This is a genomic window from Tersicoccus mangrovi (genome assembly GCF_036881825.1).
Lineage (GTDB): Bacteria > Actinomycetota > Actinomycetes > Actinomycetales > Micrococcaceae > Tersicoccus > Tersicoccus mangrovi.
On the sequence record NZ_JBAJMW010000003.1, the window covers coordinates 471,492 to 496,346 of the forward strand.

Consider the following 24,855-nt stretch of genomic DNA (forward strand, 5'->3'; position numbering starts at 1 on the left):
GCCTACGTCCGCGCACCGACGAAAGGCTCGTGCCGGTTCGGCCCCGGTGACGGCGACGGCGCCCCCGGTTGCGCCGAGTGGACGGACGACGTCACCGCCTTGCGCCACCGCCCACATCAGCAGTCCACCCGACGACCGCGCCGCACCGAGTGGACGGACGACGTCACCGAGATGCGCCACCGCCGACAACAGCGGTCCACTCGACAACCGCGCCGCACCGAGTGGACGGACAACGTCACCGCCATGCGCCACCGCCCACCTCAGCAGTCCACCCGACGACCGCGCCGCACCGAGTGGACGGACAACGTCACCGCCATGCGCCACCGCCCACCTCAGCAGTCCACCCGACAACCGCGCCGCACCGAGTGGACGGACAACGTCACCGCCATGCGCCACCGCCGACAACAGCAGTCCACTCGACGACCGCGCCGCACCGAGTGGACGGACAACGTCATCAATCGGGTGGCCGTTGACCGCGTCAACCGCACATGCGGCGCGAGTGGGGGCCGTCGACGAGGGGAAGGACGAAGAACAGGGGCGGGCGAGGCGGTCAACGGCTCACTCGCAGGCGATGCCGTCCCCGTCGCGGTCGAGCCCCGACCGGTAGCCGGGGTCGTCGCGATGCAGCGGAGCGACCCCGGCCGCGCGGGCCGCTCGGCAGTTGGCGTAGTAGACGGAGGAGCCGGGTGCCGCGGGTGCCGGAACGGCCGGCTGGGCGGGAGCGGCAGGTGCGGGTGCGACCGGCACCGGAGCGGGAACCGGCGCGGGCGCCGGAGCCGCAGCGGCCGGAGCCGATGCGGGACCCGCAGCCTCCTGCCCCGGGCACGCGCCGAGCACCCGCGCCATCGCATCCCGCTCCGCCGCGGTGACCCAGAGCCGATAGGCCGACTTCACGGCGATCTGCCGGGCCACGTACGCGCAGCGGTAGGACCGGTTGGCGGGCAGCCACGTGGCCGCGTCGCCGTCGCTCTTCTGCGTGTTCGCGGCGCGGGTCGTGGCCTGGAGGTTGAGCGGGTCGTTGGCGAAGGCGCGGCGCTCGTCGGACGTGAGCTGCTGCGCGCCCTTCTGCCAGGCGTCCGAGAGGGCGACGACGTGGTCGATCTGCACGAGCTCGCTGGTCCCCTGTCCGCGGACGAAGGCGACGGAGGTGGCGGTGTACGGGTCGATGAGTGTCCCGGACGCCACCCGGCAGTGGCCGGCGTTGGCCCAGGCGATGCCCGTGAGCTGAGCGGCGAGGATGTCGTTACGGGTGTCGCAGCCGTTGCGGTCCACGTCGAACCATGCGGTGCCGAACTGGGTGCGGCTGTACCCGGTCCTGGGCGCCCGACCCTTGACCGGCAGCGTGCCGAGCTGGGCGAGCGCCGTCCCGGCAGCGGGCGTCGCCGGCGCGGGCGTCGACGGCGCTGGCCTGGACGGGGCTGCCGTGGACGGGGTGGTGGTCGCGTCGCGGCGCGTCGCGGGAGCCGACGACGCCGTCGGACGCGGCGAACTCGACGGGCGGGAGGACGGCGACGCGGAGCCGGTCGGGGACGGGGTACGCGACGGGGTAGCCGATGCAGCGGACGACGCGGGCGACGCCGTGCCCGCGCCCCCCGGCCCGGCCGCGGTGACGCCCGAGGCGCATCCGGTGAGCAGCACCAGCGAGAGTGCGGCCGCGACGGTTGCACCGGCGCGGCGGAGGGTCCGGTGCCGCACGCCGGTTCGGTCCCCGCCCGTGGTCCGCCCGCGTGGGAGGCGCACTCTCGACGAGAGGCCGGATCGGCGGGCAGCGCCGAGCCCGTGCGGCGTGCTCATGATTCCCCCGAGGACGTGGTGCGAGACCGCGGACGTGATGGTGCGGTACCGGTCGATTCTACGGCTGGCGTGCGGCGATACCCGCGTACCGGACACGCGCCGACCGACGCCTGCGACGCGGACGTCACCCGCGAGCGGCCGGAACCGTCCGGCGCATCACCGTCTTCCACCTGCCGAGGTGGCGCTCGATCGTGTTGCCCGCCTTCTCGAACATCGCCCGGGTGCCGTTGTGGAGGAACGAGGACGACGTCTTCTTGTCGGGCACGAGTTCATTGGGGAACGAGACGACCTCCCCGCCGCCGGCCTGCGCGATCAGCTCCATCGCGCCGTCGAGCGCCTCCCGCGCGACGCCCGAGCGCCGGTGGTCGCGGTCGACGAAGAAGCAGGTGATGCGCCACGGCGGGGGCTGGTCTCGCCCGCGTCGTACTCCTTGCGGCGGTAGATGTGGGGCAGCTCGGCCGGGCTCCCGTACTCGCACCACGCGATCGCGTCGTCGCCGTCGAAGACGAGCGCGGCGTGGGCGACGCCCTCCGCGACCAGCCGCCGCTTGAACGTCGGCCCGTCGTACTCGCGCTTGACCGTCCGGCTCGGGCCGCCTCGGATCGACACGGCGGAACCGGGAAGGCGACCCGGCGGTACGCTGCCAGCCATGGCCTGGCTGCACACCGTGATCGACGTCCCCGCCGATCGGCTCGACGCCGCGAGTGCCTTCTGGGCCGCGGCGCTCGGCTGTCCGCTGGGCGATCCGTGGCCCGGTCACCCGGAGTTCCGCAGCCTCGTCCCGCCGACCGGTGACGCCTGCGTGCACGTCCAGCGGGTCGGCAGTGACGTCCCCGCCGTGCACCTGGACCTGGAGGTGGCCGACCTGGACGCCGAGGTGGCGCGGCTGCTCGCCCTCGGCGCCACCACGGGCCACCGCGAACCGAACGGCGCCTGGCAGGTGCTGGTCAGTCCCGGCGGCCTGCCCGTCTGCGTCGTCGCCGGCCGCGAGGATCATCGCCGTCCGGACGGCGTCGACGTCGACGGCGGCGTGCGGGAACGGCTCGTGCAGGTGTGCATCGACGCGCCGGCCGACGCGGTCGACGCCGAGGTGGCGTTCTGGCGAGCCGCCGTGCCGGGCCGGTGGGCTCCGTCGACCAGCGAGGGGCTGATCGGCAAGCTCCACCCCGGCGCGGGGTCCACGATCAAGCTGCTCTTCCAGCGTCTCGGCGAGGACACCGGTCCCGTCCGGGCGCACCTGGACCTCGGCACGACCGACGTGGCCCGCGACGCGGAGCGGCTCGAGCGCCTCGGCGCCGCCCGCGTGCACGACAGCGGCCGCTGGACGGTCCTGCGCGACCAGGCGGGCCTGGTGTTCTGCACGACGCCGAACGACCCCGACGAGGAACTCGCATGACGCATCAGCTGGTCGGCGTCCTGAGCGACACGACGCCGCTGGAGATCGAACTGCTCCTGGCCACCTTCGTCCTCTGCTCGTTCATCGGCATCGAACGGCAGATCCACCAGAAGGCGGCCGGCTACCGCACGCACGTCCTCGTGGGCCTGGGCTCCTGCGCGTTCACCCTCGTCTCCGGCTGGGGCTTCACCGCCGTGCTGGGCAGCGACGTCAACCTGGACCCCTCCCGCATCGCGGCGCAGATCGTCAGCGGCATCGGCTTCCTCGGGGCGGGCGTCATCTTCAAGGGCCGCGACGTGGTGCGCGGCCTGACGACGGCGGCCTCCATCTGGGTCGCGGCCGCCGTGGGCATGGCATGCGGCGCCGGGATGCTCTCGCTCGGCATCGTGCTGACCGTGCTCTACCTGGTGACCCTGGTCGGGGTGGCCCCGCTGGTGCGCCGGATCCCGACCGAGGACCGACGGCGCGTCCTGCGCATCACCTACGTCGACGGGCAGGGCGCGCTGCGGACCATCCTCGGCCTGGCGACCGACCTCGGCTTCGCCTCCTCCATCCAGCGCAGTTCGCGCAGCACCTCGGGGGAACGGTCGCTGATCTCGATGGACATCCGCTTCATCGGGCGCGCGCCCGTGGCGGCCCTCGTCCCCCCGTTGCTCGAGCTGCCCGGCGTCGAAGGGGTCCAGCTCAAGACGGTCAGCGGGACGACCGCCAACGAGGACGACGAGGACGACGACGCCTGAGGCTCTTCGGTGCACCTGGCGCCGGATCGGACAGCACGCTGACGACGACGGCGCGAGATGCCTACGATGACCGCGGGCGCGCCCGCGCCCGGACGACCCCGTGCACGAGAGGATCCACCATGCCCAAGCCCATCGTGAACAAGGCCAGCACCACCTGGAACGGCGATCTCTTCACCGGTTCCGGCACGACGACGCTCGAGACCTCCGGCGCCGGCACCTTCGCGGTCAACTGGGAGGCCCGCGCCGAGGAGTCCGGGTCCGCCACGACCCCGGAGGAACTCATCGCCTCCGCCCACGCCACGTGCTTCACCATGCAGTTCTCCAACAACCTCAAGGAGAACGGCACCCCGCCGACCACGCTGCAGACGAGCGCCGAGGTGAGCTTCGAGGTGGGCAAGGGCATCACGGGCATCGCCCTGTCCGTCACCGGCCAGGTCGACGGCATCAGCGCCGACGACTTCACCCGGCTGGCCGAGGCGGCGAAGGCGGACTGCCCGGTCTCCCAGGCGCTCAAGGCCGTCGACATCACGCTCACCGCGACCCTCGGCTGACCCCCCGGTCAGCCGAGGGGCCGACGATCGGGCGAGCGGCTGCGGACGTTGGTGGTCACCCTACTGATATCTCGTTCTACGAGGTAGGTTGGGCATGACCGGACCACGCAGCCGCGTGCCCGTCCGGAGTCGAGAGGAGGCCACCATGATCGAGAAACTGCACGAGGCCGGAGTCCGCAGCGAGTGGGCCTACGCCGGGGGCTTCGCCTCCATCGCCCTGTCGTTCATCGCCTGGGGCGTCAGCCGTGCCAAGCCGGGCGACTCGAAGGCCCAGTCGGATCGCTGGGGCATCTTCGTCGGCCACTGGGCGCCGAGCTTCTTCGCTCTCGGCGTCGCCCTCAAGCTCGAGGAGATCGACGACTGAGCTCGGCGACGAGCCCGGGAACCGGAGAGGAGCGGCATGGCTGAGGAGGACCTGCGGGACGGCATCCGTCGCGCCCGCGACCACGCCTTGAAGCAGGAACAGGAAGAGCTCGACCGGATCGCCGGCGGCGGGACGGCCGAGGAGCAGAACGCCGCGAGCGTTCGCCTGGCCACCCGTCAGGCGGTTCGCGAGGCACTCGACGACGTCCTCGGCGAACAGTCCGAGCAGCCGACGTCGTCGAAGGACTGAGTCGCCCGAGCGATCGACCCGCGAGGCGACATACACCATCAGCACGGGCGGTGCCGGCTACTTCCGGCACCGCCCGTTCTGCTGTCCCGGCGTGAGTCAGCTCACATCGACACGACTACTCCATTGCACTCGACCACTCTATTTTCCGGCGATACCGCTCAGTAGTATGCACATGCATCTACATGCTTCGGGGGAAGCATCAATGGGGGGTCAACATGAAGACTGCCGATGAGATCGGCCTCGACCTGGACGGGTGGCTGGGCGGCCGCATCCCGCCCAGCGACGCCACCGTGCGGGCCGAGGCGTTCACCTACAGCCCGGCCCAGTGGCGACGCTGGTGGCCGGCCACGCTCGACCAGCCGGAGGCGGTGTCGACGTTGGACGCCCGGCGCTCGATCCGGCGCGCCGACCTGTACCAGGGGTCGGTGGGGCTGACGACGCCGACCGAGGCGATCGAGCTGTACACCCGCATGTCCGGCTGGGGGTGCGAGACCAAGCCGTACTCGACGTGGCGGGCCGTGCGGGCGCTGCACCCTGCCGGTGTCGGGGAACGGCTGCTCGAGGCCCACCTGCTGGTGCGGACGGGCCGGACCGCGGAGGCCTTCACCCAGATGCAGCGCGGCGGCGACCACCACGTCCAGGGCTTCGGCGCGTCGTTCTTCACCCGCTGGCTGTACTTCAGCGCCTACGACGCATGGGACGCCTCGTGGGGGCCGGCCCCGCTGATCCTCGACCAGCGGGTGGCCGCCGCGATCGGCTACCGCCGATGGATGTGGTCCGTCGACGAATACCTCTACTACCTCGACTTCTGCGAGAAGCTGCAGGCCCTGTGGCGGCCCGAGGAACCGACCCACGTCATCGAGTACGCGCTGTTCCAGGCGAGCTACCGAGGACCCCTGGCCCTGCGCCGTCCCCAACTGCAGGCCTAGGCTGGCGACATGATCGTCATCACCGTCAAGTTCCCCGTGAAGCCCGAGTACGCCGACCAGTGGCCCGAACTGAGCCGCTCGTTCACCGAGGCCACCCGCGCCGAGCCCGGCAACAAGTGGTTCGACTGGTCCCGCAGCGTCGAGAACCCCAACGAGTACGTCCTGGTCGAGGGTTTCGAGGACGACGCCGCCGGCGCCCACGTCAACTCCCCGCACTTCGAGACCATGAAGGCCGAGTTCCCGCAGTACCTCGCGGCGACGCCGACGATCATCTCCCGCCAGGTCGACGGCGACGGCTGGGACGAGATGGGCGAGCTGCAGGTCGGCTGACGTCTCCGGCGGCCGGAGCGAGCCCCGATCAGCCCCGGCTCAGCTCTTCCGCCAGTTCGACCAGGTAGCCACGGCACCGGAGTGACCGGTGACGATCGTCTGGTAGATCAGGAACAGGCCGGCGAGCACGGTGAGCACCTGCAGGAGGATCCTCAGCCACGACAGCGCCCGGACGCCGTCCAGCTGCGGCAGCCGACGGGCGCTCCACGGGCCTGTCGCCAGGACCAGCAGGATGACGAGCCCGGCGAAGATGACGGCGATGACCTTGAGCAGGTCGCCGTGCTCGGCGTGCTCGTGAATCAGGGGGGACGCCGGGAGCGCCTCCTCGAGGCGCTCGCCCGCGCTGGCGGTCACGACCGCGAACCCGGCCGAGACGACGGCCAGCACCGCGACGGTCCATTCCGTCGCGCGGCGCCAGCGGCCCACGACGGCGTAGAGGATGCCGCCGACCGCGGCCAGCGGTGAGAGCACGACGACGGCGTGCAGCAGCAGGATGTGAGTGGGAAGACCGAAGACCTCGAGCACGGACAACCTTTCTCGGCGTGGACCGTCAGGCGACGGCCATCGGACTGACAGGTCGTCCGACGTTGTCGACTGTAGGGGCCACCGTCCAAGGAAGCACCCAGAAACACGCACGTGACGGCCCGGGACGCCGGCTCCCGGCCGGGCCTTACCCCGGCGGGCACGATGCCGATGTTCCTCTTCGAGGCACGACCCCCGTGCCGTCGACAGTCCGCGGGTCAGTTCCGCGGAAGGGAGTCATCATGGAACGACACTCGGTTCCGGCCCTGCGCCGCACGATCGCCACGGTGTCGGTGGGCGCGGTTCTCGCCGGCATCACCGTCATCGGCGCGGTGAGCCCGGCCCTCGCCGCCGACCCGACCCCGACGGTCACCACCAGCGCGACCGCCGATCCCACCCCGACGGATACCGCCACAGCCACCGATACGGCGACGGCCACCCCGACCGACACCGCTACCGCCGATCCGACCGTCAGCGCCGACCCGACCACCACCGCCCCGACCGCGGACCCGACGGCCGCGCCGACCACCACCGCGCCGACGGCCGAGCCGACCCAGACCCCATCGCCCGAGCCGACCGAGACCGGTCGACCGACGGCCCTGCCGGTCCCGGTGCACCCGACCCACCCGGCCAAGCCGGTGCACCCGGCCAAGCCGGTGCACCCCGTCCACCCGGCTCACCCGGCGAAGCCGGCCCACCCGGCCAAGCCCGTGCCGGGCCCGAAGAAGACCGTTCCGGTCAAGCCGACGCCGAAGAAGCCCGGTACCGTCTCTCCGGCCGCCCACCGCTGACGCATCACGCCTGAGGGGCGTCGCTGCCACCGGCAGCGGCGCCCCTCACGCATGCCCGCACTCGGGTCGTCCACCGCGTGCCGCGGCGCCGGTGCGGTCGACTTACGGCTGCCACGACCGTGTCGATGGTCCGGACAACGGCACCCTGCGTGCCACCACCACAGGGGCGGACAGCGAGCCGCGGAACAGGGGACACCGTGCCACGACAGTGGATCCCGGCGGCGATGATCGCCGCCGGCCTGATCTGCGCGGGCTGCACCAGCCCCGCAGCGACCGCGATATCACCTGCGGCCACCGGACCCTCCACCGCGAGCGCCACCGGCACGCCGACCACCACGGGTTCCGCCGGCGCGGCCGACAGCGTGCGGACGTCCGCCGCGGTGCCGCTGCCCGGGGCGAGCGCGGACGCCACGTCCGCGCTGCACGGCGCGTCCTGCACGGCCGACGCCGCCGGCACCTGGTCCTTCCACGGGACCGTGCACAACAGCGGCACGTCCGCCCGGGTCTACACCGTGGCCCTCGCGATCACCCGCGGCGCCTCCGTCCTCGGCCACGGCCTGACGACGGTGACGGTGCCGGCCGGCGCCCAGCGCACCGTGATCTCCACCCACTTCGCGACCGTGCCCGGCGACGCGGCGTGCCAGACCGTCGTCTCGGCGGAGGCAGCGGCATGAGCCCGCTCCGCCTGCGTCGGGCCGCGGGAACCCTCTCCCTCGGCGTCCTGCTCGTCAGCCTTCTCACAACCGGCCTCTCCCCCGCACTGGCCGAGCCTCTGCCCGACCCGACCGCCACCAGCACGGCGTCCGCCGACCCGACGGCCACGGCGTCACCCGACCCGACGACGTCGCCGGATCCGACGGCCGTCCCGACGAGCGACCCGACCGCGACCTCCACCCCCGACCCGACCGTCGCACCGGACCCCGGGACGCCGACCACGGACCCCACCACCGCCCCGACCACCGACCCGGCCTCCAGCACCAGCCCGACGGCCACGGCCACCGCGACGAGCAGCCCGTCGCCCACCGCAGCCCCCACGACGCCGGCCCCCTCCCCGTCTCCGACGTCGTCCCCGGCGCCGACCGCCTCGCCGAGCCCGAAGCCGACACCGGCACCCACCCCGAAGCCCGTCCCGTCCATCCCCGTCACCGGCGCGATCGCCACCACCTGGTCCACCTTCGGTGGCGCCAGGGGCGTCCTCGGTGCCCCTCGGGCCGCTGCCGTCCGATTCACCACCGGCATCCGGCAGGACTTCGCCGGCGGCCGCGTGATCGCCCTCGGCACCGGCCGGGCGTGGGCGGTGCTGTCGCGCTCGGGTCACACCGGCCCCGCGTGGTTCGCCCTCGGCGCCGACCGCACCCTCGGATACCCCACCTCGAACGAGGCCTGCGACCTGCCCGCGGGCGGCTGCTCCCAGCAGTTCCAGCGCGGACGCATCGTCTGGTCCCCCGCGGCGGGCACGCGCGTCGTCCACGGGGCGATCGGCGCCCTGTATGCCGCCACCAGCGGCCCCCGCGGCGTGCTGCAGTACCCGAACAGCGGCGAGACGTGCGGTCAGGTCGGCGGCGGCTGCTTCCAGCAGTTCCAGGGCGGCCGGGTGTACTGGTCCCCCAGCAGCGGCGCGCGCGTCGTGCGCGGCGCCATCCTGATCAGCTACCTCCGGCTCGTCGGCCCGGCGTCCTGGCTGGGCTACCCGGTGGCCGGTGAGCGCTGCGCCTCGTCGTCCTGCCTGCAGCACTTCGCCCACGGCTACCTCAGCTGGTCCGCCGGTTCGACCGCCACCACGCACGCCGCAAGCGAGTGCGAGAACCTGAACGATGGTCGCTCCCGCTACTCCACGGGCACCGCGAGCCGGGTCCTGCTCGCCTTCACCGCCGCCTACCAGCAGTCGCACGCGACGGCCGTCTACTGCCAGAGGATCGTCGGCACCTGGGTGCTGGACTGGCGCACCGACGCCTACGTCGGCAGCCAGGGCTTCAAGCCACCGGGGGTGCCCTCGGGCCCCACGCGCTACGAGTTCTCGCCGACCGGTTCGTACACGGTGAACCAGGCGTTCGGGCTCGGCAATCCGGGCACGAAGCTCGCGTACCAGCTCCTCGACCCGCAGTCCCGCTGGGGCGGCAACCCGTGGACACCCACCTACAACCGGTACCACGAGTCCACGGACTGGGTCGGGTGGGACGAGAACATGTGGTATTTCGCCACGCGGCCCACGCACGACTATCGCGAGGGCGTCGTCATCGACTACAACCGCCCGACCATCGTGCAGGACGCCGGCTTCGCCATCTTCCTCCACGAGAACAAAGTGCCCACGGCCGGCTGCATCTCCCTGGACGACTGGGCCGTCGTGGACTACATCCGCAAGTCGACCCCCGGGGACCGCATCATCATGGGCGTGGCGTCGGCGATCTTCCGCTGACGGATCCGGAGGTCTGGACGGTCAGCGGCGGCCGGCGACGAGCGAGGCGACCGCCGTCGCCCCGGCGACCGTGGCGACGGACGGCCACGCACCGAGCCGCTTGGCGAGGGGGTGGGACCCGCCGAACGCCGCGAGGTACACGGTCGTCAGCGCGATCGCGCGACCGGTGCCGGCGTTCTTCTTCCATCCGGCGAAAGCGGCAGCACCCGCCGCGGCGAGGACGACGCCGCCGACGGCGCGGACCCCGCTGAGGCGCGCGGCGGCGTATCCGCCGAACAGTCCGGTGGCGGTCATGGCGGTGGGAACGAGCACGTTCACGGGTGATTCTCCTGAGGACGGCGGGTCGGAATTCCTCGCCCCAGCCTACTCAGCCACGGTGAATGCGCAGGTCAGAGGACGTTACTGAAACGTGACCAAAAAGCCGTCTTTCCGCGTCGTTCCGCCGGTCGACAGTCCCCTGCGTCCGGCCGATCGCGCCGTGAGTGACCCATCGAAGGTGACCCATGCCTCAGCATTCTGCTGTCTCCCCCGGCGCCGTCTCCCGTGACGTCGTCAGCCCCCGGCGCCGCTCCCGCCGTCGCCTGCCCGTGACCTTCGTCCTCGGCGCCCTCGTCCTGGCCGGGATCGTCCCCACGGCCTCCGGCGCCCAGGCGGTGACGACGACGATCGCCCGGACGGGTGTCGTGTGCCGGGCGATGACGACGCCGGTGTTCCAGACGGACAATCCGAAGAGCGGGACGTCGTTGCTGACCCGGTGGCAGAGCGAGTCGCTGCTGTCCATCACGCGCAACGGCTTCGTCCAGAACCGCGGCACGGTGGTGCGCGCCGCCGTCACCGCAGCGACGAGCACCAAGCCCGTGCACCGGCTCTACAAGTCCGGCGGCATCAACGACTTCCGCTGGTCCCTGGACGCCACCGCCATCACGAAGCTGAAGAGCCAGGGGTACGTCGACCAGGGCGTGAACTTCTACGCGACACCGGCCCAGGTGGACACCTGCCAGGTCGCGGTCGACGAGTACGCCGACAGCACCGGACGTCACCACCGCATCGCCGTCCGGAACACCGCGCTCGCCACCTACCTGGCCACCCACACGTGGAAGCGGGTGGGCACCCCCTTCTGGGCCGCCCCGATCACCACCGCGGCGACCACCCCGATCGCAGTGGCCCCGGCGAAGGCACCGTCCCCCAGTCCGACGCCCACCAAGGCCCCCAGCCCGACGCCGACGCCCACGAAGGCACCGTCGCCCACGCCCACCCCGACGCCCACCAAGGCGCCGTCGCCGAGCCCGACGCCGACGCCGACGCCGACCGTCGCCCCGGCGCCGGTCCCGACGGTCACCGCCACCCCGGTCCCCACGGTCACCGCCACGCCCACGCCCACCGCCGCACCGGTCCCCACGGTCACCGCGACCCCGACTCCAACCGCCACACCCACCGCCACCGCGGCCCCCGTGACCCTCTCGGCCGCCGTCTCCGGTCTGGACGACACGGGCACGCGCATTCCCGACACCGCCTACACCGTCCCCACCGGCGCCGTCTTCATGTCCCCGCAGGGCAGTGACGCCAACGCCGGGACCTCGGTCGGCGCCCCGGTGCAGACCCTCAACCGGGCGATCAGCATCGTGCCCACGGGCGGCACCATCGTGCTGCGCGGTGGCACCTACCGCGACGCCTACACGCAAGGGGGTCCGGGCACGGCTCCGAAGATCAACGGCAAGGCCCTCACCCTCCAGGCCTACCCGCACGAACAGCCGTGGCTGGACGGGTCCGATGTCGTCGCGACCGACCGCTTCGTCAAGACCGACGCCGGCTGGACGACGCCATGGTCTACACCGACCTTCTGCGCCGGCCACTACTACGACGCCGCACCTCTCGCTCAGAACGCCGACAACTCCGGTCCCTGCGCTCACAAGGACTTCGCCGTCGTCGGTGCCGGTGACACGCTGCCGTCGGACCCCCAGCAGGCCTTCATCGACGGCGTCCCGCAGACCCAGGTGGCTCACGCCACGAGCCTGCGGCCCGGCACGTTCTACTACGACTGGACGGCCCGCACCCTCTCCCTCGGCACCGATCCGACCGGCCACGTCGTCGAGCTCACCGCTCGTCCCAAGGCGCTGATCCTCGGCACCACCGCGGGCACCGGAGTCACGTGGGGCATCAAGGGCATCGGCGTGCGGCGGTACGGCAGCAACGCCAACGACGGCATCAGTGCCGGCGCGGTCTACATCGGCAACGGCACCACGACCGTCGAGAACACTGCATTCTCGTTCAACTCCGCCGCCGGGCTCGACTTCAGCACTCCACAGCCCTCCACCCGGGTCGCACGCACGGTGTTCGCCTGGAACGGTGACACGCCTCTCGGCGCAAACGGTGACTCGAGGGCAGGCCGCGACTCCGACTTCACCGTGGCCGACAACGTGTTCAACCACAACGTGTGGGAGAACCTCGGCGTCGGCTGCACCCTCTCCTGCGGTCAGGCTGCCGTGAAGCTGGCTCACATCCAGAAGTTCCTCCTGACCGGGAACCTGGTGGAGAACAGCGGCGGCAATGCCAGTGGATTGTGGTGCGACTCACTGTGCCGGAATGGCACGTACACCTACAACACCATCCGCAACGTCGGGGGCATCGGACTGTTCCACGAGGTCTCGGACACGGGGTTGATCGCCGGCAACATCGTGGACGGCGCCGCCGCCGGCATCCAGGTGACCTCCGCGAACACGAAGATCTACCAGAACACGCTCGTCCACATCCACAGGGACGTGCCGATCCGGGTCTACGACGACGCCCGTACGCAGGGCCTGAACGGGATCACGGATTGTGGCCCGGATGTGCGCAACGTCGAGGTGAAGTACAACGTCATCGCGGATTCCGACCACATGGCGTATGCCGTGAATCCGGACGGGAACGTCAGCGTGTCACCATCGAACACCATGCCGTCCCAGTACTTCAGCGCCTTCGACGACAACCTGGTCGTCTCCCGCGCGGGAGCCGACCCACTGTTCATGGCCTGGCGCAACGGACTCGCGTCTGCGGTCGACTACTTCAAGGCCGCTGACCGCGCGCGATTCGCCAGCACTTACGGCGGCTTCGAGTCACGGTCGACCTGGCTGGTCGGCGCGGCCGATTCTGTGATGCCGGCTGTCGGCACCGGGAACTACGCTCTCACTCCGGCGGCTGGCGGCGGCAAGCTCGCGGGAAGCCTGCCGGCCGACGTCGCCGCCGCCCTCGGCGTCAGTGCGTCGGGCAGCCGGAACCTCGGCGCCCTGCCCCGGCCCTGAGCCGGCACCGCTGACGGACGCGGATGGCGCGCGTGGACCTGACCCCGGGGATCAGGTCCACGCGACCGCCCGCACGGGCGCCGCGTCACCGCCGTCCAGCAGCAGCGGGAGGATGCCGACGCGCACGCGGGCGGGCAGCTCGGTCAGCCTCGCGAGGTTCTCGACGATCAGCCCGTCCGCGCCCAGCACCGCGGCGTGGACGGGCAGTGCGAGCGGGGCGTCCTGCAGAGTCGGGTCCGGGCTGAGGGTGTCGACGCCCAGCACGTGCATCCCCCGGTCCATCAGCGTCCTCACCGCGTCCTCGGCGAGCACCGGGTGACGGAGGGCGAGGGGTTCCCCGACGTGGCGGTCCCAGCCCGTCGCCACGAGCACGATCGGCGGGACCCTCGACGGCAGGGCCCCGAGCCGGTCCACGGTGATCGACTCGCCCGGCATCACCGCCTCGACCCGTAGTACGAGCGCCTCCCCGACGAGCTCGGCCGGATCGACGCGATCGACGGTGCGGCCACCGGGGATCAGGTGGGCCGGGGCGTCGACGTGCGTGCCCGTATGCGAGCCCAGCTCGAGGGCCGTGACCGCGACGCCGTCCTCCGGCACGGTGAGCGCCGGCCGCACCCGCACCTCGGGATCGCCCGGGACGACGGTCATCCCGGCACGGACGGGCAGCGTGAGGTCCACGATCATTCCCTCAGTCTGCCGCGGACCGTGATCTGAGTCGCCTCCGCTCAACTTTTCACGCCGCACGGAATATCCTCGGAAACACGACGTTGATACGAGTGAACTCAACTTCGGTTCATCAGGAGGAATCCATGCCCACGTTCTTCGGACCCGCCGCCGCCGGTAGTGGATCGTTCGAGGACTTCCTGGCCCAGTACCTGCAGGGCCAGCGGTCGTCCCGCGCGGGGCGGCCGGTCGACCTCACCCGCCTGCTCTCCCGCCGCACCCACGACGTGGTCGCCAGTGCCGTCCGGTTCGCCGCCGAGCACGGCCACCACGACGTCGACGCCCTGCACCTGCTGCGCGTCATGGTCCAGCGGGACGAGATCAGCGAGGGTCTGCGCCACCTCGGCACGGACCCCGCCGACGTCGTGCGCGCCATCGATGCCCGGCTGCCGGAGAAGACCGACGGCCCGGTGGACGCGACCCCGTCCCTCACCCATTCCGCCCAGCGCGTGCTGCTGGACGCGTACCAGGTGGCCCGCTCGTTCGGCTCCACCTACATCGACCCCGAGCACGTCTTCTTCGCGCTCGTCCTCAACCAGGACGCCCCCGCGGGTCAGATCCTCACCGGTGCCGGCATCACGCCGCAGTCCCTGCAGCAGGCCGGAGCCGAGGAGGCCGCCCGTCAACAGGGCGCCCAGGCTCCGCAGGGTGCCGGAGCGAACGGCGAGTCGATGCTCGCCAAGTACGGCACCGACCTGACCGAGCGCGCCCACAACCGCGAGCTCGACCCGGTGATCGGCCGTGCCGACGAGATCGAGCAGGCCATCGAGATCCTCGCGCGCCGCACCAAGAACAATCCGGTGCTCATCGGCGAGGCCGGCGTCGGCAAGACCGCCGTCGTCGAGGGCCTGGCCCAGGCCATCGCTGCCGACGAGGTGCCCGCCCAGCTGGCCGGCAAGCGCGTCATCTCCCTCGACCTGCCCGGCATGATCGCCGGCACCCGCTACCGCGGTGACTTCGAGGAGCGCCTGACGAAGACGCTCGACGAGATCGCGGCGGAGAAGGACGGCGTCATCGTCTTCATCGACGAGCTGCACACCGTCGTCGGCGCCGGTGGCGGCTCCGAGGGCGGCATGGACGCCGGCAACATCCTCAAGCCGAAGCTGGCCCGCGGCGAGCTGCACCTGATCGGTGCGACGACCCTGGGCGAGTACCGGAAGATCGAGAAGGACCCGGCCCTGGAGCGCCGCTTCCAGCCCGTCACCGTCGGGGAGCCGAGCGTCGAGGACGCCGTGCTCATCCTGGCCGGGCTGAAGGACCGCTACGAGCAGCACCACGGGGTCACCTACACGGACGCCGCCCTGCGCGCCGCCGTGACGATGTCCCACCGCTACGTCACCGACCGGTACCTGCCGGACAAGGCGATCGACCTGATCGACCAGGCCGGCGCGCGGTTGAGCCTGCGCCACGGCCCCGCCGTCGACGTCGACGCCCTGCGCACCGAGGTCGCCCGGCTGGAGGCCGAGAAGGAGGACGCCGTGGCGGACGAGCGCTACGAGGAGGCATCCTCGCTGCGCGACGCCGTCGAGATCGCCAAGGGCAAGGTGGCCGACGCCGAGCTGTCCGCGAAGCACGCGGCCGGCACGGCTGACGGCGCTGCTGATTCCGGCCGCACCGTGGACGAGGACCTGATCGCGGCGATCATCTCCCGCGCCACCGGCATCCCCGCCGCGCGCCTGACCGAGGACGACCGGTCCCGGCTGTCCCACCTGGAGGCCGACCTGCACGAGCGGGTCATCGGCCAGGACGACGCCGTCACCGCCATCGCCCGCGCCGTGCGCCGCAACCGCACCGGCATGGGTGACGCGGACCGGCCCGTGGGCAGCTTCCTGTTCCTCGGCCCGACCGGCGTCGGCAAGACCGAGCTGACCAAGGCGCTGGCCGCGTCCCTGTTCGGCGACGAGTCCGCGATGATCCGCCTCGACATGAGCGAGTTCGGCGAGCGGCACACCGTCAGCCGGCTGGTCGGCGCCCCTCCGGGGTACGTCGGCTACGACGAGGCCGGGCAGTTGACGGAGAAGGTCCGCCGGAACCCCTACTCGGTGATCCTGCTCGACGAGGTCGAGAAGGCGCACCCGGACGTGTTCAACCTGCTGCTGCAGGTGCTCGACGACGGCCGCCTGACCGACGGTCAGGGCCGCACCGTGGACTTCCGCAACACGGTCGTGGTGATGACGTCCAACGTCGGCTCGGAGTTCCTCGCGAGCAAGGGCGGCGCGCTCGGCTTCCACACCGGCAACGCCGACGGGTTCGGCTCCGAGGATGAGCTGCGCGCCCGGGTGATGGGCCGGCTGCGGGAGACCATGCGGCCCGAGTTCATCAACCGGATCGACGACATCGTGCTGTTCCGCAAGCTGGAGAAGGACCAGCTGCGCTCCATCGTCGAGCTGCAGCTGGACCGGACCCGGGCTCGGCTGAGCGCTCAGGGCATCACCCTGACGGTCGAGCCGGACGCGATCGGCTGGCTCGCCGACGCCGGGTACGAGCCCGAGTACGGCGCCCGCCCACTGCGCCGGACGATCCAGCGCCACGTCGACGACGCCGTCGCCGATCTGCTGGTCGCCGGGTCGCTGCACGTAGGCGGCACTGCCGTCGTGGGCGTCGCGGACGGCGATCTGACGGTCTCCCCCGCGCGGGTGGAGGCGCCGCTGGCCGCCTGAGGCAGCCGTCCACACGAGGGCCGACCGGGATCTCCCGGCCGGCCTCTCGCGTGTCCGGGGTCGGGTTACGCACGCTCGCGGTGCGACCACCACAGCGAGTGTGACCCGTGGGACTGCTGTGACGGCATCGACTGCACATCCGTCACTCGCGCCCCACTCGATGTAGCCCTTGCTCCGGGACCGCCGTCATCAGAGCCACCGCCGACGCCCGGGTCGCGCCGACCCCACCTTACTCAGTATGCTGAGGATCGACCCGCACGCGGTCCCACGAGGGCCGATCCGACGAACGAGGAGGACGACGTGAAGGCAGTCACCTGGCAGGGCAAGCGCAAGGTCTCGACCGAGACGGTGCCGGACCCGGTCATCCAGCAGCCCACCGACGCGATCATCGAGGTGACCTCGACGGCCATCTGCGGTTCCGACCTGCATCTGTACGAGGTGCTCGGGCCGTACATGAAGCCCGGCGACATCCTCGGCCACGAGCCGATGGGCATCGTGCGCGAGGTCGGCTCGGCGGTCACCAACCTCTCCGTCGGCGACCGCGTCGTCATCCCCTTCAACATCTCCTGCGGCCACTGCTGGATGTGCACCAACGGCCTCCAGTCCCAGTGCGAGACGACCCAGGTGCGCGAGCAGGGCACCGGCGCCGCGCTGCTCGGCTTCTCCCAGCTGTACGGCTCGGTGCCGGGCGGGCAGGCCGAGTACCTGCGCGTCCCGCACGCGGACTACGGTGCCCAGAAGATCCCGTCCGACGGGCCCGACGAGCAGTACCTCTTCCTCTCCGACATCCTGCCCACGGCGTGGCAGGGCGTGGAGTACGCGAACGTGCCCGAGGGCGGCACCCTGGTCGTGTTCGGCCTGGGGCCGGTGGGCCAGTTCGCCGCGCGGATCGGCGTGCACCGGGGCTACCAGGTGATCGCGGTCGAACCTGAGGCGGAACGGCGCGCCATGGCCGAGCGGCACGGCGTGAAGACCATCCCGTGGGGTGACGACGTCGCCGCGCAGATCCGCGACGAGACCTACGGTCGCGGCCCGGACGGCGTCGTCGACGCGGTCGGAATGGAGGCGCACGACGCACCGCTGGCCCGGACGATGCAGAACGTCGCCGGGCTGCTGCCGGACAAGCTCGCCCAGAAGGCGACGGAGACGATCGGCGTGGACACGCTGACGGCACTGCACACGGCGATCGACACCGTGCGCCGCGGCGGCACCGTCTCGATCTCCGGCGTCTACGGCGGCGCGAAGGACCCGATGAACATGATGATGATGTTCGACAAGCAGGTGAACCTGCGGATGGGTCAGGCCAACGTGCGCCGCTGGACGGACACGCTGATGCCGCTGGTCTCGGACTCCTCCGATCCGCTGGGTGTGAAGGACCTGACCACGCACACCGGCACGCTGGACGACGCCGCGGACCTGTACAAGACCTTCCAGCACAAGGACGACAACTGCATCAAGGTCGTGCTCAAGCCGCGCGGCGTGTGAGCGCACAGCTCGGCCGCGCGGGGTGTGAGCGCACAGCTCGGCCGCGCGGGGTGTGAGCGCACAGACTCTTCGCCGGGGAACTCCCTGGCCTCGGTGGAGGAAACGAGAAGGGGCCGGATCCACACGGATCCGGCCCCTTCTTCATGCGCTCACGCGCGTCACCCGGTCACACGGACGCGGGGAACCGCTCCCAGGCCCGGTGCTTGGCGAGGGCCGCGAGCACGCCCGTGCCGAGGTCGCCTGCGGCGCCGACGATGACGCCGGGAGCTCCCGCGTCGACCCCGGCCGCCGTCAGGGTGCTCTCCGCGTCGGGAAGCGCCGCGATCGCCTTGGCGTGCCGCCACGCCTCACCGAGCAGCTTGTCGATGCGCGGGTCGACGCCGGGTCCAGCGTTCTGGCCGGCCTTGGCGTCCCGGGCGGTCCGCGCGTCCGGAGCCGGGGCGGCCGCCGTCGTGAGGATCACGGCGTCGAACTCGACCGAGGAGGCGTTGGCCCAGGTCCGGTTGGCCACGACACCGTCGCCGATCTTTCCCGCGGTCGGTGCCACGACGAGCGGCACGACGCCCGCGCCGAGCAGCGCGGACCGCATGCTGCTGACCGCGGAGAAATCGCTGCTGCCGTCGACGACGATGCCGACCTGCCGGCCGTCCACCGGCCACTCGCCACCCACCTGCGACAGGGCGGGGCTGGTGGCCGTGTCCTCGACCGGCTCGGTGGGCGACGGCGCGTCCAGTCCGAGCCCGGTGGCCACCTCGCTGCACAGCGTCGCGTCGATGTTGGCCAGGGCCTGCAGCTGCCGCTTGCGGATGGTCTCGTCCCAGCACTTGGAGAGCTCGAACGTGTACGCGCTGATCACGTGCTCCTGCTCGACCGGGGTCAGGGACCGGTAGAAGAGACCGGCCTGGCTGAAGTGGTCGTCGAAGGTGGCGGCCTTCTTCCGGTCCGTCACCGCCTCGAACCGCTGAGGCACCTCGATGTAGGAGCCCTCCTCCGGAGGGGTCGGCAGCGGGTTGTTCCCGTCCAGCGAGTTCGGGTGGTACGCCGCGACGCCACCGTGAACGCCGGCCTGGTGGAACCCGTCCCGCAGCATGTCGTTGACCGGAGCGTGCGGCCGGTTGATGGGGATCTGCTGGAAGTTCGGCCCACCGAGCCGGGTCAGCTGGGTGTCCTGATAGGAGAACAGCCGGCCCTGCAGCAGCGGGTCGTAGGTGACGTCGATGCCGGGCACGAGGTTCGCCGGGTTGAACATGACCTGCTCGGTCTCGGCGAAGTAGTTGATCGGGTTCCGGTTCAGCGTCATCGTGCCGATGATCTGCACGGGTGCGAGCTCCTCGGGCACCATCTTCGTGGGGTCGAGCAGGTCGATGCCCTCGAACATCTGGTCCTCGGTGTCGGGGAACGTCTGCACCCCGAAGTCCCACTGCGGGTACGCGCCGGCCTCGATGGCGTCGGCGAGGTCGCGGCGGTGGAAGTCCGGGTCGGTGCCGCCGGCGATCTGCGCCTCCTCCCACGTCGTGGAGTGCACGCCGAGCTTCGGCTTCCAGTGGAACTTCACGAGCGTCGTCTCACCGGCGTCGTTGACCAGCCGGAACGTGTGGATGCCGAAGCCCTCCATGGTGCGCAGGGAGCGGGGGATGCCACGGTCGGACATGTTCCAGATGGTGTGGTGCTGGCCCTCGGTGTGGAGCGAGACGAAGTCCCAGAACGTGTCGTGTGCGCTCTGGGCCTGCGGGATCTCCCGATCCGGGTGCGGCTTGCCGGCGTGGATGATGTCGGGGAACTTGATCGCGTCCTGAATGAAGAAGACGGGGATGTTGTTGCCGACGAGGTCGTAGTTGCCGTCCGTCGTGTAGAACTTCGTCGCGAAGCCGCGGGTGTCGCGGGCGGTGTCCGCCGAGCCTCGGGAGCCGAGGACGGTGGAGAACCGGACGAAGGTGTCCGTCTGCACGCCCTTCTTGAGGAACGCGGCGCGGGTGATCTTCTCGGCCGCGCCGTTGGCCTCGAACACGCCGTGGGCGGCAGCGCCGCGGGCGTGGACGACGCGCTCGGGGATGCGCTCGTGGTCGAAGTGGGAGATCTTCTCCCGGAAGTGCTGGTCCTGCAGGAGGATGGGCCCGCGGGGGCCGGCCGTGAGGGAGTGGTCGGTGTTGCGCAGCGGGACGCCGACGGCGCTGGTGAGCCGCCGGCCCTGCTGGGCGTTGGTCGTGGGGGCCGCGCCGTAGTCGGCGCCGGTGGCCGAGACGTTCGCCGGACCGGCCTGGTCCGGCTTGGGCTTGGGCGGATCGGTCGGCGTCGTCGGCTCGTCGTAGGAGATGGGCTGGGACGTCGGGACGCCGGGAAGGTTGTTCTCGGACATGGTGCTCCTTCGGCTCGGGTGGTCACCATTTCCGGGTGTCCCGACCGAAGCGTCACCACCGCGATCGGTAAGCACCCTGATGAATTGCCAGCCTAACGCCGCCGCCCCACCTTCACCAGAGAGAGCCTGGCGCTACAGCCCGACCCACTCGCTCGTGCCGCCGGGGAACCACTGCTGCTTCCAGATGGGCACCTGCGCCTTGACCCGCTCGACCAGGTCCTCGCATGCGGCGAACGCCTCGGCCCGGTGGGCGGCCGCGACGGCGGCGATCAGCGCGTCGTCGCCGATGCCGAGGTCCCCGACGCGGTGGGCGACGGCGATCCGCACCCCGGGGTGCGCGGCGGCGACGTCGTCGGCGACCCGCGCGATGACGTCGGAGGCCTGGGGGTGCGCCGAGTAGCTGAGCCGGAGCACGTCGCGGCCGCCGTCGTGGTTGCGGATCACGCCGCTGAAGCTGACGACGGCGCCGCTGCGGTCCGAACCGGCGACGGCGATCAGAGCCCCGAGGTCCAGCGGTCGGTCGGTGACCTCGGCGTGGACGACGACGCTCGCGTCGGTCTCAGTGTTCATGCCGCCCCTCCAGCTGACCGCAGAGGTGGTCGAGGATCGGGTCGAGCACGGCGATCCCGTCCCGCACCCCGCCGGTGGAGCCCGGCAGGTTGACGACGAAGGTGCGACCGACCGTGCCCGCGGCTCCGCGGCTGAGCACCGCCGTCGGCGTCGACTCGGCCCCACGGGCCGCGAGCGCGTGCACGAGGCCGGGCAGGCGGCGCTCGAGCAGCGGCTCGGTGACCTCGGGGGTGTGGTCGGTGGGGCTCAGCCCGGTGCCCCCGGTGGTGACGACGACGCTCGGGTGGCCGGTGAGGGCAGCGAGCAGGGCGTCCCGGACGGGTTCACCGTCGGCGACGACGACCGGGTCGGGCACCGCGAATCCGCGGTCGCGCAGCCAGCCGACCAGGACCGGGCCGGTGGTGTCCTCCGCCTGTCCGGCGGCGGCCCGGGTCGAGGCGACGATGACGACGGCGTGCCGGTGGGCGGTGCCGGCGTCCGTGGGGTGCGGGTCGGCGGAGCCGGGCGTGGGGGTGTGCGTCGGGGTGCCGGTCACGTCGTCGCTCATCGGACCCAGTCCCCGCTCTTGCCGCCGGACTTGGCGAGCACCCGGGTGCGCTCGATGGTCGCGTGCTTGTCGGCGGCCTTGATCATGTCGTAGAGGGTCAGGGCGGTGACGGACGCCGCGGTCAGCGCCTCCATCTCGACGCCGGTGACGCCGCGTGTCGTCACGCGGGCCTCGACGGCGACGGCGTCCTCGTCCAGCGGGGCGAAGTCGACCGTGACCTTCGCGAGCGGCAGCGGGTGGCACAGGGGAATGAGCGCCGGCGTCTGCTTGGCGGCCATGATGCCGGCGACGCGGGCGACGGCGAGCGCGTCGCCCTTGGGCAGCGAGCCGGCCATGATCGCGTCGCGGACCGCGGCGGTCGTGCGCAGCACGCTCTCGGCGACGGCGGTGCGGGTGGTCTCGGCCTTGCCGGAGACGTCCACCATGTGGGCGGAGCCGTCCGCGCGCAGGTGCGTCAGGGTGGGGGCGTGGTCCGGGGTGTTCTCGCCTGCGGGCATGTCGTCATCGTCTCACGGGGCCCTCCCTGCTCCGGAAGCCCGCCGGCTCGTCAGCGCTCGACGCGGTACCGGACGAACACGGCGTCGTCGACCTGCTCGGTGCCCAGCAGGCTGAGGTGCCGGCGCAGGCCCGGCGGGGCGAAGGGCGTGCCGCCGCCGACGACGACCGGCACGAGGCACACCTGCAGTTCGTCGACGAGGCCGGCGTCGAGCGCCGCCGCGGCCAGGTGCGGGCCGCCGATGGAGACATCCTTCTCGGCTGAGGCGACGAGGGTGCGCACCGCCTCGGTGTCGAAGGTGCGCTCGAGGCGGGTGCGGGTGGTGTCGACGTCGGTGAGCGTGGTCGAGTAGACGACCTTGTCGGCGGCCTGCCAGATCCGCGCGTAGTCGGCCGTGACCGGGGAGTCCGCGGCGAGGTCGGCATCGGTCTCCCAGACCCGCATGGTCTCGTACATCCGGCGCCCGTACAGGTAGGTGCCGATGGGGCGCTCGAGGTCGTTGACACAGGCGTGCACGGCCGCGCTCGGCGCGGCCCAGTCGAAGCGGCCGTCGGCGTCGGCGGTGTAGCCGTCGAGCGAGGCGATCGAGGAGTAGATCAGGTGGCCCACGTCGGCTCCTTCGTCGGGGGTGGGTTCTGCTGCCCGACCCTCCCCCACCCCGGTCAGCTCGTCAAGGGATGCACGAGGCCGGCGCGACCCGGCGCGGATGCACCGGTGTGTCAGTCGAGCGGCGTGACGGTGACCTCGATGCCGGCCGGCAGCGGCCGCGCGGTCAGCGGCAGGTGGACGAGGACGTCGGCTGTCGCGGCGGCGTGCAGCAGGTGCGAGCTGGTGCCGCCGGACAGGCGGACCGACGGCCCTTCGTCAGCGCTGTCTCCGACCAGGACACCGCGGCGGATCTGCTGCTTCCCCGGCAGCGGCGTCACCGGTTCGGCGAGCCGCGCTCGGAACCGCGGGCGGGCAGGCGCACCGAAACGCGCGGCGAGCGCGGGCCGGAGGAACATCTCGGTCGAGACCAGGGTGCTGACGGGGTTGCCCGGGAAGGCGAGGAACGGCACCGGGAGTGAGCCGCCGTCGACGTCGAGCAGCCCCGCGCCCTGGGGGCCGCCCGGCTGCATCGCGACCGGGCCGAAGGCGACCCCGCGGCGGCCGAGCGCCTGCTTGACCACCTCGAAGGCGCCCCGGCTGATGCCGCCGCTGCTGACGACGACGTCGGGCGCGGCCTGCCGCACGTCCGCGGCGAGCGTGGTGAGCAGGGCGTCCGGGTCGTCGGCGACGAGGCGCGCGGTGACGACGTCGGCCCCGCACGCGCTCAACGCCGCGCGCAGGATGGCGCTGTTGGCGTCGTGGATCTGACCGGGCAGCAGCGCGGTGCCGGGGTCGACCACCTCGGTGCCCGTGCTGTAGAGGAGGACGCGCAAAGGGCGGCGGACGGTCACGTCCGGGCGCCCGAGCGCGGCGAGGACGCCGACCGCGGCCGGCGTCAACCGCGTCCCGGCCGTGACGGCGGTGGCGCCGACCGCCAGGTCCGAGCCGGCGGGGCGGACGAAGCGGCCGGTCGCGGTGGACGCCGCGGCGGCGATGAAGCGCACGCGCGCCCCGGCCGGGGGCTGTCCGTCGCCGACCCAGTCGGGGAAGCGGTCCGGGTCGGACTCCTCGACGGGCACGACGGCGTCGGCACCGTCCGGAATCATCGCCCCGGTCATGATGGGCGCGGCCGTCCCCGGCGGCAGCGGGCTCGGCGCGACGCCGGCCGGCACTGCGGCGGCGAGCGGCAGGATGACTACCCCGTCGGGCGCGGGTGTCAGGTCGGCCGCCCGCACCGCGTACCCGTCCATCTGGGCGTTGGCGAAGGGCGGCAGCGCGAGGTCGGCGACGACGTCGTCGGCGAGCACGCGGCCGCCCGCCTCGGCCAGGGGCACGGTCTGCGCGTCGAGCGTGACGCCGTCGAACAGCGCGAGCACCGCGGCGGCGTGCTGGGCGACGGTGCGGGCGGCGTGCGGCCAGGGATCCGGGTCGGCGGGTGCGTCAGGAGTCATCGGATCGAGCGTACCGAGCGGCGCTCGCCGAGTGGACGGACGACGTCACCGTCGGGCCGCGGGAACGCATCACCCGCCCACTCGAGACCACCGCGTCGCCGAGTGGACGGACGACGTCACCGTCGGGCGGCCGTTTCAGGTGGTGAGTGCGACTCCTGAAGAGGGGTTTGCTGATGTTGCCTGCTTCGTTTCGTGCGCGGGTCATTGAGGATGTGTTGGCGGGGACGACGACGATGGTGGCGGCGTCGGCCGCAGGGATCAGCCGGACGATTCTGTCGAGGTGGTTGGGTCAGGCTGGCGTCATGCTGCGATCGGGACGACATCATGCAGACGCGCCGTCCTCGGTGGTGCTGCCGCCGACGGCGAAGGGTTGCGGCACCTCCTCGGGCCACGGGAGAAGGCTGCAGCTGGCCGAGCGGGTCCGGATCGAGATCGGCGTCGCGCAGCAGCATTCTCCGGACCGGATCGCTGCCGGTCTGGGGGTGCATCGGTCCACGGTCTTCCGCGAGCTCGGCCGGTACAGTCTGATCGCCCGGGACGGGCGGTGGGGCAACGACGACACCTACTACAGTGCCGTTCTGGCCCAGTTCTGGGCCGACCAGGCCAGGGCCCGGCCGAA

Annotated in this window: 26 protein-coding genes; 14 read left to right on the top strand and 12 right to left on the bottom strand. The window is 72.0% G+C overall.

Going from position 1 to position 24,855, the window contains the following annotated elements:
* Positions 1–558: 558 nt before the first annotated feature.
* From V6N00_RS08325 to V6N00_RS08335, 3 genes are all read right to left on the bottom strand, one after another.
* Entirely contained in the window at positions 559–1,695 is a 1,137-nt protein-coding gene (locus V6N00_RS08325; RefSeq protein ID WP_334231605.1) for a GmrSD restriction endonuclease domain-containing protein, read from the bottom strand.
* 223 nt (positions 1,696–1,918) lie between these two features.
* Positions 1,919–2,116, bottom strand: coding sequence for a hypothetical protein (locus tag V6N00_RS08330; RefSeq protein ID WP_334231606.1), 198 nt, complete (start codon positions 2,114–2,116; stop codon positions 1,919–1,921).
* The gene (locus V6N00_RS08335; protein ID WP_334231607.1) at positions 2,107–2,403 is read right to left on the bottom strand and encodes a hypothetical protein; all 297 of its coding nucleotides are present in this window, start codon (positions 2,401–2,403) and stop codon (positions 2,107–2,109) included. Before V6N00_RS08335 ends, V6N00_RS08330 begins: the two co-directional genes overlap by 10 nt.
* Positions 2,404–2,443: 40 nt before the next feature.
* Here V6N00_RS08335 and V6N00_RS08340 point away from each other — a divergent pair, with 40 nt between their 5' ends.
* The 7 genes from V6N00_RS08340 to V6N00_RS08370 all read left to right on the top strand — a co-directional run bounded on the left by V6N00_RS08340 (position 2,444) and on the right by V6N00_RS08370 (position 6,353).
* On the top strand, positions 2,444–3,190 hold the full coding sequence (locus V6N00_RS08340) for a VOC family protein (RefSeq protein WP_334231608.1): 747 nt from the start codon (positions 2,444–2,446) through the stop codon (positions 3,188–3,190).
* Entirely contained in the window at positions 3,187–3,930 is a 744-nt protein-coding gene (locus V6N00_RS08345; RefSeq protein ID WP_334231609.1) for an MgtC/SapB family protein, read from the top strand. The genes V6N00_RS08340 and V6N00_RS08345 overlap by 4 nt, the downstream gene beginning before the upstream one ends.
* A 119-nt stretch (positions 3,931–4,049) precedes the next feature.
* Positions 4,050–4,481 carry an OsmC family peroxiredoxin gene (locus V6N00_RS08350; RefSeq protein WP_334231610.1) on the top strand — a complete coding sequence of 144 codons (432 nt, stop codon included), beginning with the start codon at positions 4,050–4,052 and terminating at the stop codon, positions 4,479–4,481.
* A 145-nt stretch (positions 4,482–4,626) separates the two neighbouring features.
* Positions 4,627–4,845, top strand: coding sequence for a hypothetical protein (locus V6N00_RS08355; RefSeq protein ID WP_334231611.1), 219 nt, complete (start codon positions 4,627–4,629; stop codon positions 4,843–4,845).
* Between the two features lie 36 nt (positions 4,846–4,881).
* Positions 4,882–5,094 (top strand): hypothetical protein, encoded by a 213-nt coding sequence (locus V6N00_RS08360; protein ID WP_334231612.1) that lies wholly within the window; start codon positions 4,882–4,884, stop codon positions 5,092–5,094.
* A gap of 215 nt (positions 5,095–5,309) precedes the next feature.
* Positions 5,310–6,023, top strand: coding sequence for an 8-oxoguanine DNA glycosylase OGG fold protein (locus V6N00_RS08365; RefSeq protein WP_334231613.1), 714 nt, complete (start codon positions 5,310–5,312; stop codon positions 6,021–6,023).
* Positions 6,024–6,032: 9 nt separating this feature from the next.
* Positions 6,033–6,353 carry a putative quinol monooxygenase gene (locus V6N00_RS08370; RefSeq protein ID WP_334231614.1) on the top strand — a complete coding sequence of 107 codons (321 nt, stop codon included), beginning with the start codon at positions 6,033–6,035 and terminating at the stop codon, positions 6,351–6,353.
* Between the two features lie 39 nt (positions 6,354–6,392).
* Here the strand turns inward: V6N00_RS08370 and V6N00_RS08375 are convergent, their stop codons facing one another.
* Positions 6,393–6,878: a DUF2231 domain-containing protein gene (locus V6N00_RS08375; protein WP_334231615.1), complete on the bottom strand. Its 486-nt coding sequence runs from the start codon at positions 6,876–6,878 to the stop codon at positions 6,393–6,395.
* A 239-nt stretch (positions 6,879–7,117) separates the two neighbouring features.
* On the opposite strand from V6N00_RS08375, the gene V6N00_RS08380 reads away from it, so the two are divergent.
* The 3 genes from V6N00_RS08380 to V6N00_RS08390 all read left to right on the top strand — a co-directional run bounded on the left by V6N00_RS08380 (position 7,118) and on the right by V6N00_RS08390 (position 10,082).
* A complete protein-coding gene (locus tag V6N00_RS08380) occupies positions 7,118–7,666 on the top strand; it encodes a hypothetical protein (RefSeq protein WP_334231616.1) in 549 nt (182 codons plus the stop codon).
* A 197-nt stretch (positions 7,667–7,863) separates the two neighbouring features.
* Positions 7,864–8,340, top strand: a complete 477-nt coding sequence (locus tag V6N00_RS08385; protein WP_334231617.1) for a hypothetical protein — start codon at positions 7,864–7,866, stop codon at positions 8,338–8,340.
* On the top strand, positions 8,337–10,082 hold the full coding sequence (locus tag V6N00_RS08390; RefSeq protein ID WP_334231618.1) for a L,D-transpeptidase family protein: 1,746 nt from the start codon (positions 8,337–8,339) through the stop codon (positions 10,080–10,082). Before V6N00_RS08385 ends, V6N00_RS08390 begins: the two co-directional genes overlap by 4 nt.
* A gap of 21 nt (positions 10,083–10,103) precedes the next feature.
* On the opposite strand, the gene V6N00_RS08395 is transcribed toward V6N00_RS08390, so the two are convergent.
* On the bottom strand, positions 10,104–10,400 hold the full coding sequence (locus V6N00_RS08395) for a hypothetical protein (protein ID WP_334231619.1): 297 nt from the start codon (positions 10,398–10,400) through the stop codon (positions 10,104–10,106).
* Positions 10,401–10,585: 185 nt separating this feature from the next.
* Here V6N00_RS08395 and V6N00_RS08400 point away from each other — a divergent pair, with 185 nt between their 5' ends.
* Positions 10,586–13,360, top strand: coding sequence for a right-handed parallel beta-helix repeat-containing protein (locus V6N00_RS08400; protein WP_334231620.1), 2,775 nt, complete (start codon positions 10,586–10,588; stop codon positions 13,358–13,360).
* A 51-nt stretch (positions 13,361–13,411) separates the two neighbouring features.
* Here V6N00_RS08400 and V6N00_RS08405 read toward each other — a convergent pair whose 3' ends face one another.
* On the bottom strand, positions 13,412–14,044 hold the full coding sequence (locus V6N00_RS08405; protein ID WP_334231621.1) for a cyclase family protein: 633 nt from the start codon (positions 14,042–14,044) through the stop codon (positions 13,412–13,414).
* A 125-nt stretch (positions 14,045–14,169) separates the two neighbouring features.
* Between V6N00_RS08405 and V6N00_RS08410 the strand changes: the two genes are divergently transcribed.
* Positions 14,170–16,743, top strand: a complete 2,574-nt coding sequence (locus V6N00_RS08410) for an ATP-dependent Clp protease ATP-binding subunit (protein ID WP_334231622.1) — start codon at positions 14,170–14,172, stop codon at positions 16,741–16,743.
* Positions 16,744–17,043: 300 nt separating this feature from the next.
* A complete protein-coding gene (locus V6N00_RS08415; RefSeq protein ID WP_334231623.1) occupies positions 17,044–18,228 on the top strand; it encodes a zinc-dependent alcohol dehydrogenase in 1,185 nt (394 codons plus the stop codon).
* Between the two features lie 166 nt (positions 18,229–18,394).
* Here the strand turns inward: V6N00_RS08415 and V6N00_RS08420 are convergent, their stop codons facing one another.
* From V6N00_RS08420 to V6N00_RS08445, 6 genes are all read right to left on the bottom strand, one after another.
* Positions 18,395–20,584 (bottom strand): catalase, encoded by a 2,190-nt coding sequence (locus tag V6N00_RS08420; RefSeq protein WP_334231624.1) that lies wholly within the window; start codon positions 20,582–20,584, stop codon positions 18,395–18,397.
* A 132-nt stretch (positions 20,585–20,716) separates the two neighbouring features.
* On the bottom strand, positions 20,717–21,154 hold the full coding sequence (locus V6N00_RS08425) for a molybdenum cofactor biosynthesis protein MoaE (RefSeq protein ID WP_334231625.1): 438 nt from the start codon (positions 21,152–21,154) through the stop codon (positions 20,717–20,719).
* A complete protein-coding gene (locus V6N00_RS08430) occupies positions 21,144–21,701 on the bottom strand; it encodes a MogA/MoaB family molybdenum cofactor biosynthesis protein (RefSeq protein ID WP_334231626.1) in 558 nt (185 codons plus the stop codon). Before V6N00_RS08430 ends, V6N00_RS08425 begins: the two co-directional genes overlap by 11 nt.
* A complete protein-coding gene (gene moaC / locus V6N00_RS08435; protein WP_334231627.1) occupies positions 21,698–22,198 on the bottom strand; it encodes a cyclic pyranopterin monophosphate synthase MoaC in 501 nt (166 codons plus the stop codon). Before moaC ends, V6N00_RS08430 begins: the two co-directional genes overlap by 4 nt.
* Positions 22,199–22,248: 50 nt before the next feature.
* On the bottom strand, positions 22,249–22,806 hold the full coding sequence (locus V6N00_RS08440; protein ID WP_334231628.1) for a dihydrofolate reductase family protein: 558 nt from the start codon (positions 22,804–22,806) through the stop codon (positions 22,249–22,251).
* 110 nt (positions 22,807–22,916) lie between these two features.
* Positions 22,917–24,236, bottom strand: coding sequence for a molybdopterin molybdotransferase MoeA (locus tag V6N00_RS08445; protein WP_334231629.1), 1,320 nt, complete (start codon positions 24,234–24,236; stop codon positions 22,917–22,919).
* Between the two features lie 173 nt (positions 24,237–24,409).
* Here V6N00_RS08445 and V6N00_RS08450 point away from each other — a divergent pair.
* Positions 24,410–24,855 (top strand): helix-turn-helix domain-containing protein (locus V6N00_RS08450; protein ID WP_465193008.1); only part of this gene is annotated, 446 nt, incomplete at its 3' end.

Bases quoted from the DNA above. Each gene is read 5' to 3' on its own strand.
- V6N00_RS08410 (WP_334231622.1), top strand. From the start codon at position 14,170: ATGCCCACGTTCTTCGGACCCGCCGCCGCCGGTAGTGGATCGTTCGAG.
- V6N00_RS08420 (WP_334231624.1), bottom strand. From the start codon at position 20,584: ATGTCCGAGAACAACCTTCCCGGCGTCCCGACGTCCCAGCCCATCTCC.
- V6N00_RS08405 (WP_334231621.1), bottom strand. From the start codon at position 14,044: ATGATCGTGGACCTCACGCTGCCCGTCCGTGCCGGGATGACCGTCGTC.
- V6N00_RS08340 (WP_334231608.1), top strand. From the start codon at position 2,444: ATGGCCTGGCTGCACACCGTGATCGACGTCCCCGCCGATCGGCTCGAC.
- V6N00_RS08365 (WP_334231613.1), top strand. From the start codon at position 5,310: ATGAAGACTGCCGATGAGATCGGCCTCGACCTGGACGGGTGGCTGGGC.
- V6N00_RS08380 (WP_334231616.1), top strand. From the start codon at position 7,118: ATGGAACGACACTCGGTTCCGGCCCTGCGCCGCACGATCGCCACGGTG.
- V6N00_RS08445 (WP_334231629.1), bottom strand. From the start codon at position 24,236: ATGACTCCTGACGCACCCGCCGACCCGGATCCCTGGCCGCACGCCGCC.
- V6N00_RS08330 (WP_334231606.1), bottom strand. From the start codon at position 2,116: ATGGAGCTGATCGCGCAGGCCGGCGGCGGGGAGGTCGTCTCGTTCCCC.
- V6N00_RS08345 (WP_334231609.1), top strand. From the start codon at position 3,187: ATGACGCATCAGCTGGTCGGCGTCCTGAGCGACACGACGCCGCTGGAG.
- V6N00_RS08350 (WP_334231610.1), top strand. From the start codon at position 4,050: ATGCCCAAGCCCATCGTGAACAAGGCCAGCACCACCTGGAACGGCGAT.
- V6N00_RS08390 (WP_334231618.1), top strand. From the start codon at position 8,337: ATGAGCCCGCTCCGCCTGCGTCGGGCCGCGGGAACCCTCTCCCTCGGC.
- V6N00_RS08400 (WP_334231620.1), top strand. From the start codon at position 10,586: ATGCCTCAGCATTCTGCTGTCTCCCCCGGCGCCGTCTCCCGTGACGTC.
- V6N00_RS08370 (WP_334231614.1), top strand. From the start codon at position 6,033: ATGATCGTCATCACCGTCAAGTTCCCCGTGAAGCCCGAGTACGCCGAC.
- V6N00_RS08430 (WP_334231626.1), bottom strand. From the start codon at position 21,701: ATGAGCGACGACGTGACCGGCACCCCGACGCACACCCCCACGCCCGGC.
- V6N00_RS08360 (WP_334231612.1), top strand. From the start codon at position 4,882: ATGGCTGAGGAGGACCTGCGGGACGGCATCCGTCGCGCCCGCGACCAC.
- V6N00_RS08425 (WP_334231625.1), bottom strand. From the start codon at position 21,154: ATGAACACTGAGACCGACGCGAGCGTCGTCGTCCACGCCGAGGTCACC.
- moaC (WP_334231627.1), bottom strand. From the start codon at position 22,198: ATGCCCGCAGGCGAGAACACCCCGGACCACGCCCCCACCCTGACGCAC.
- V6N00_RS08355 (WP_334231611.1), top strand. From the start codon at position 4,627: ATGATCGAGAAACTGCACGAGGCCGGAGTCCGCAGCGAGTGGGCCTAC.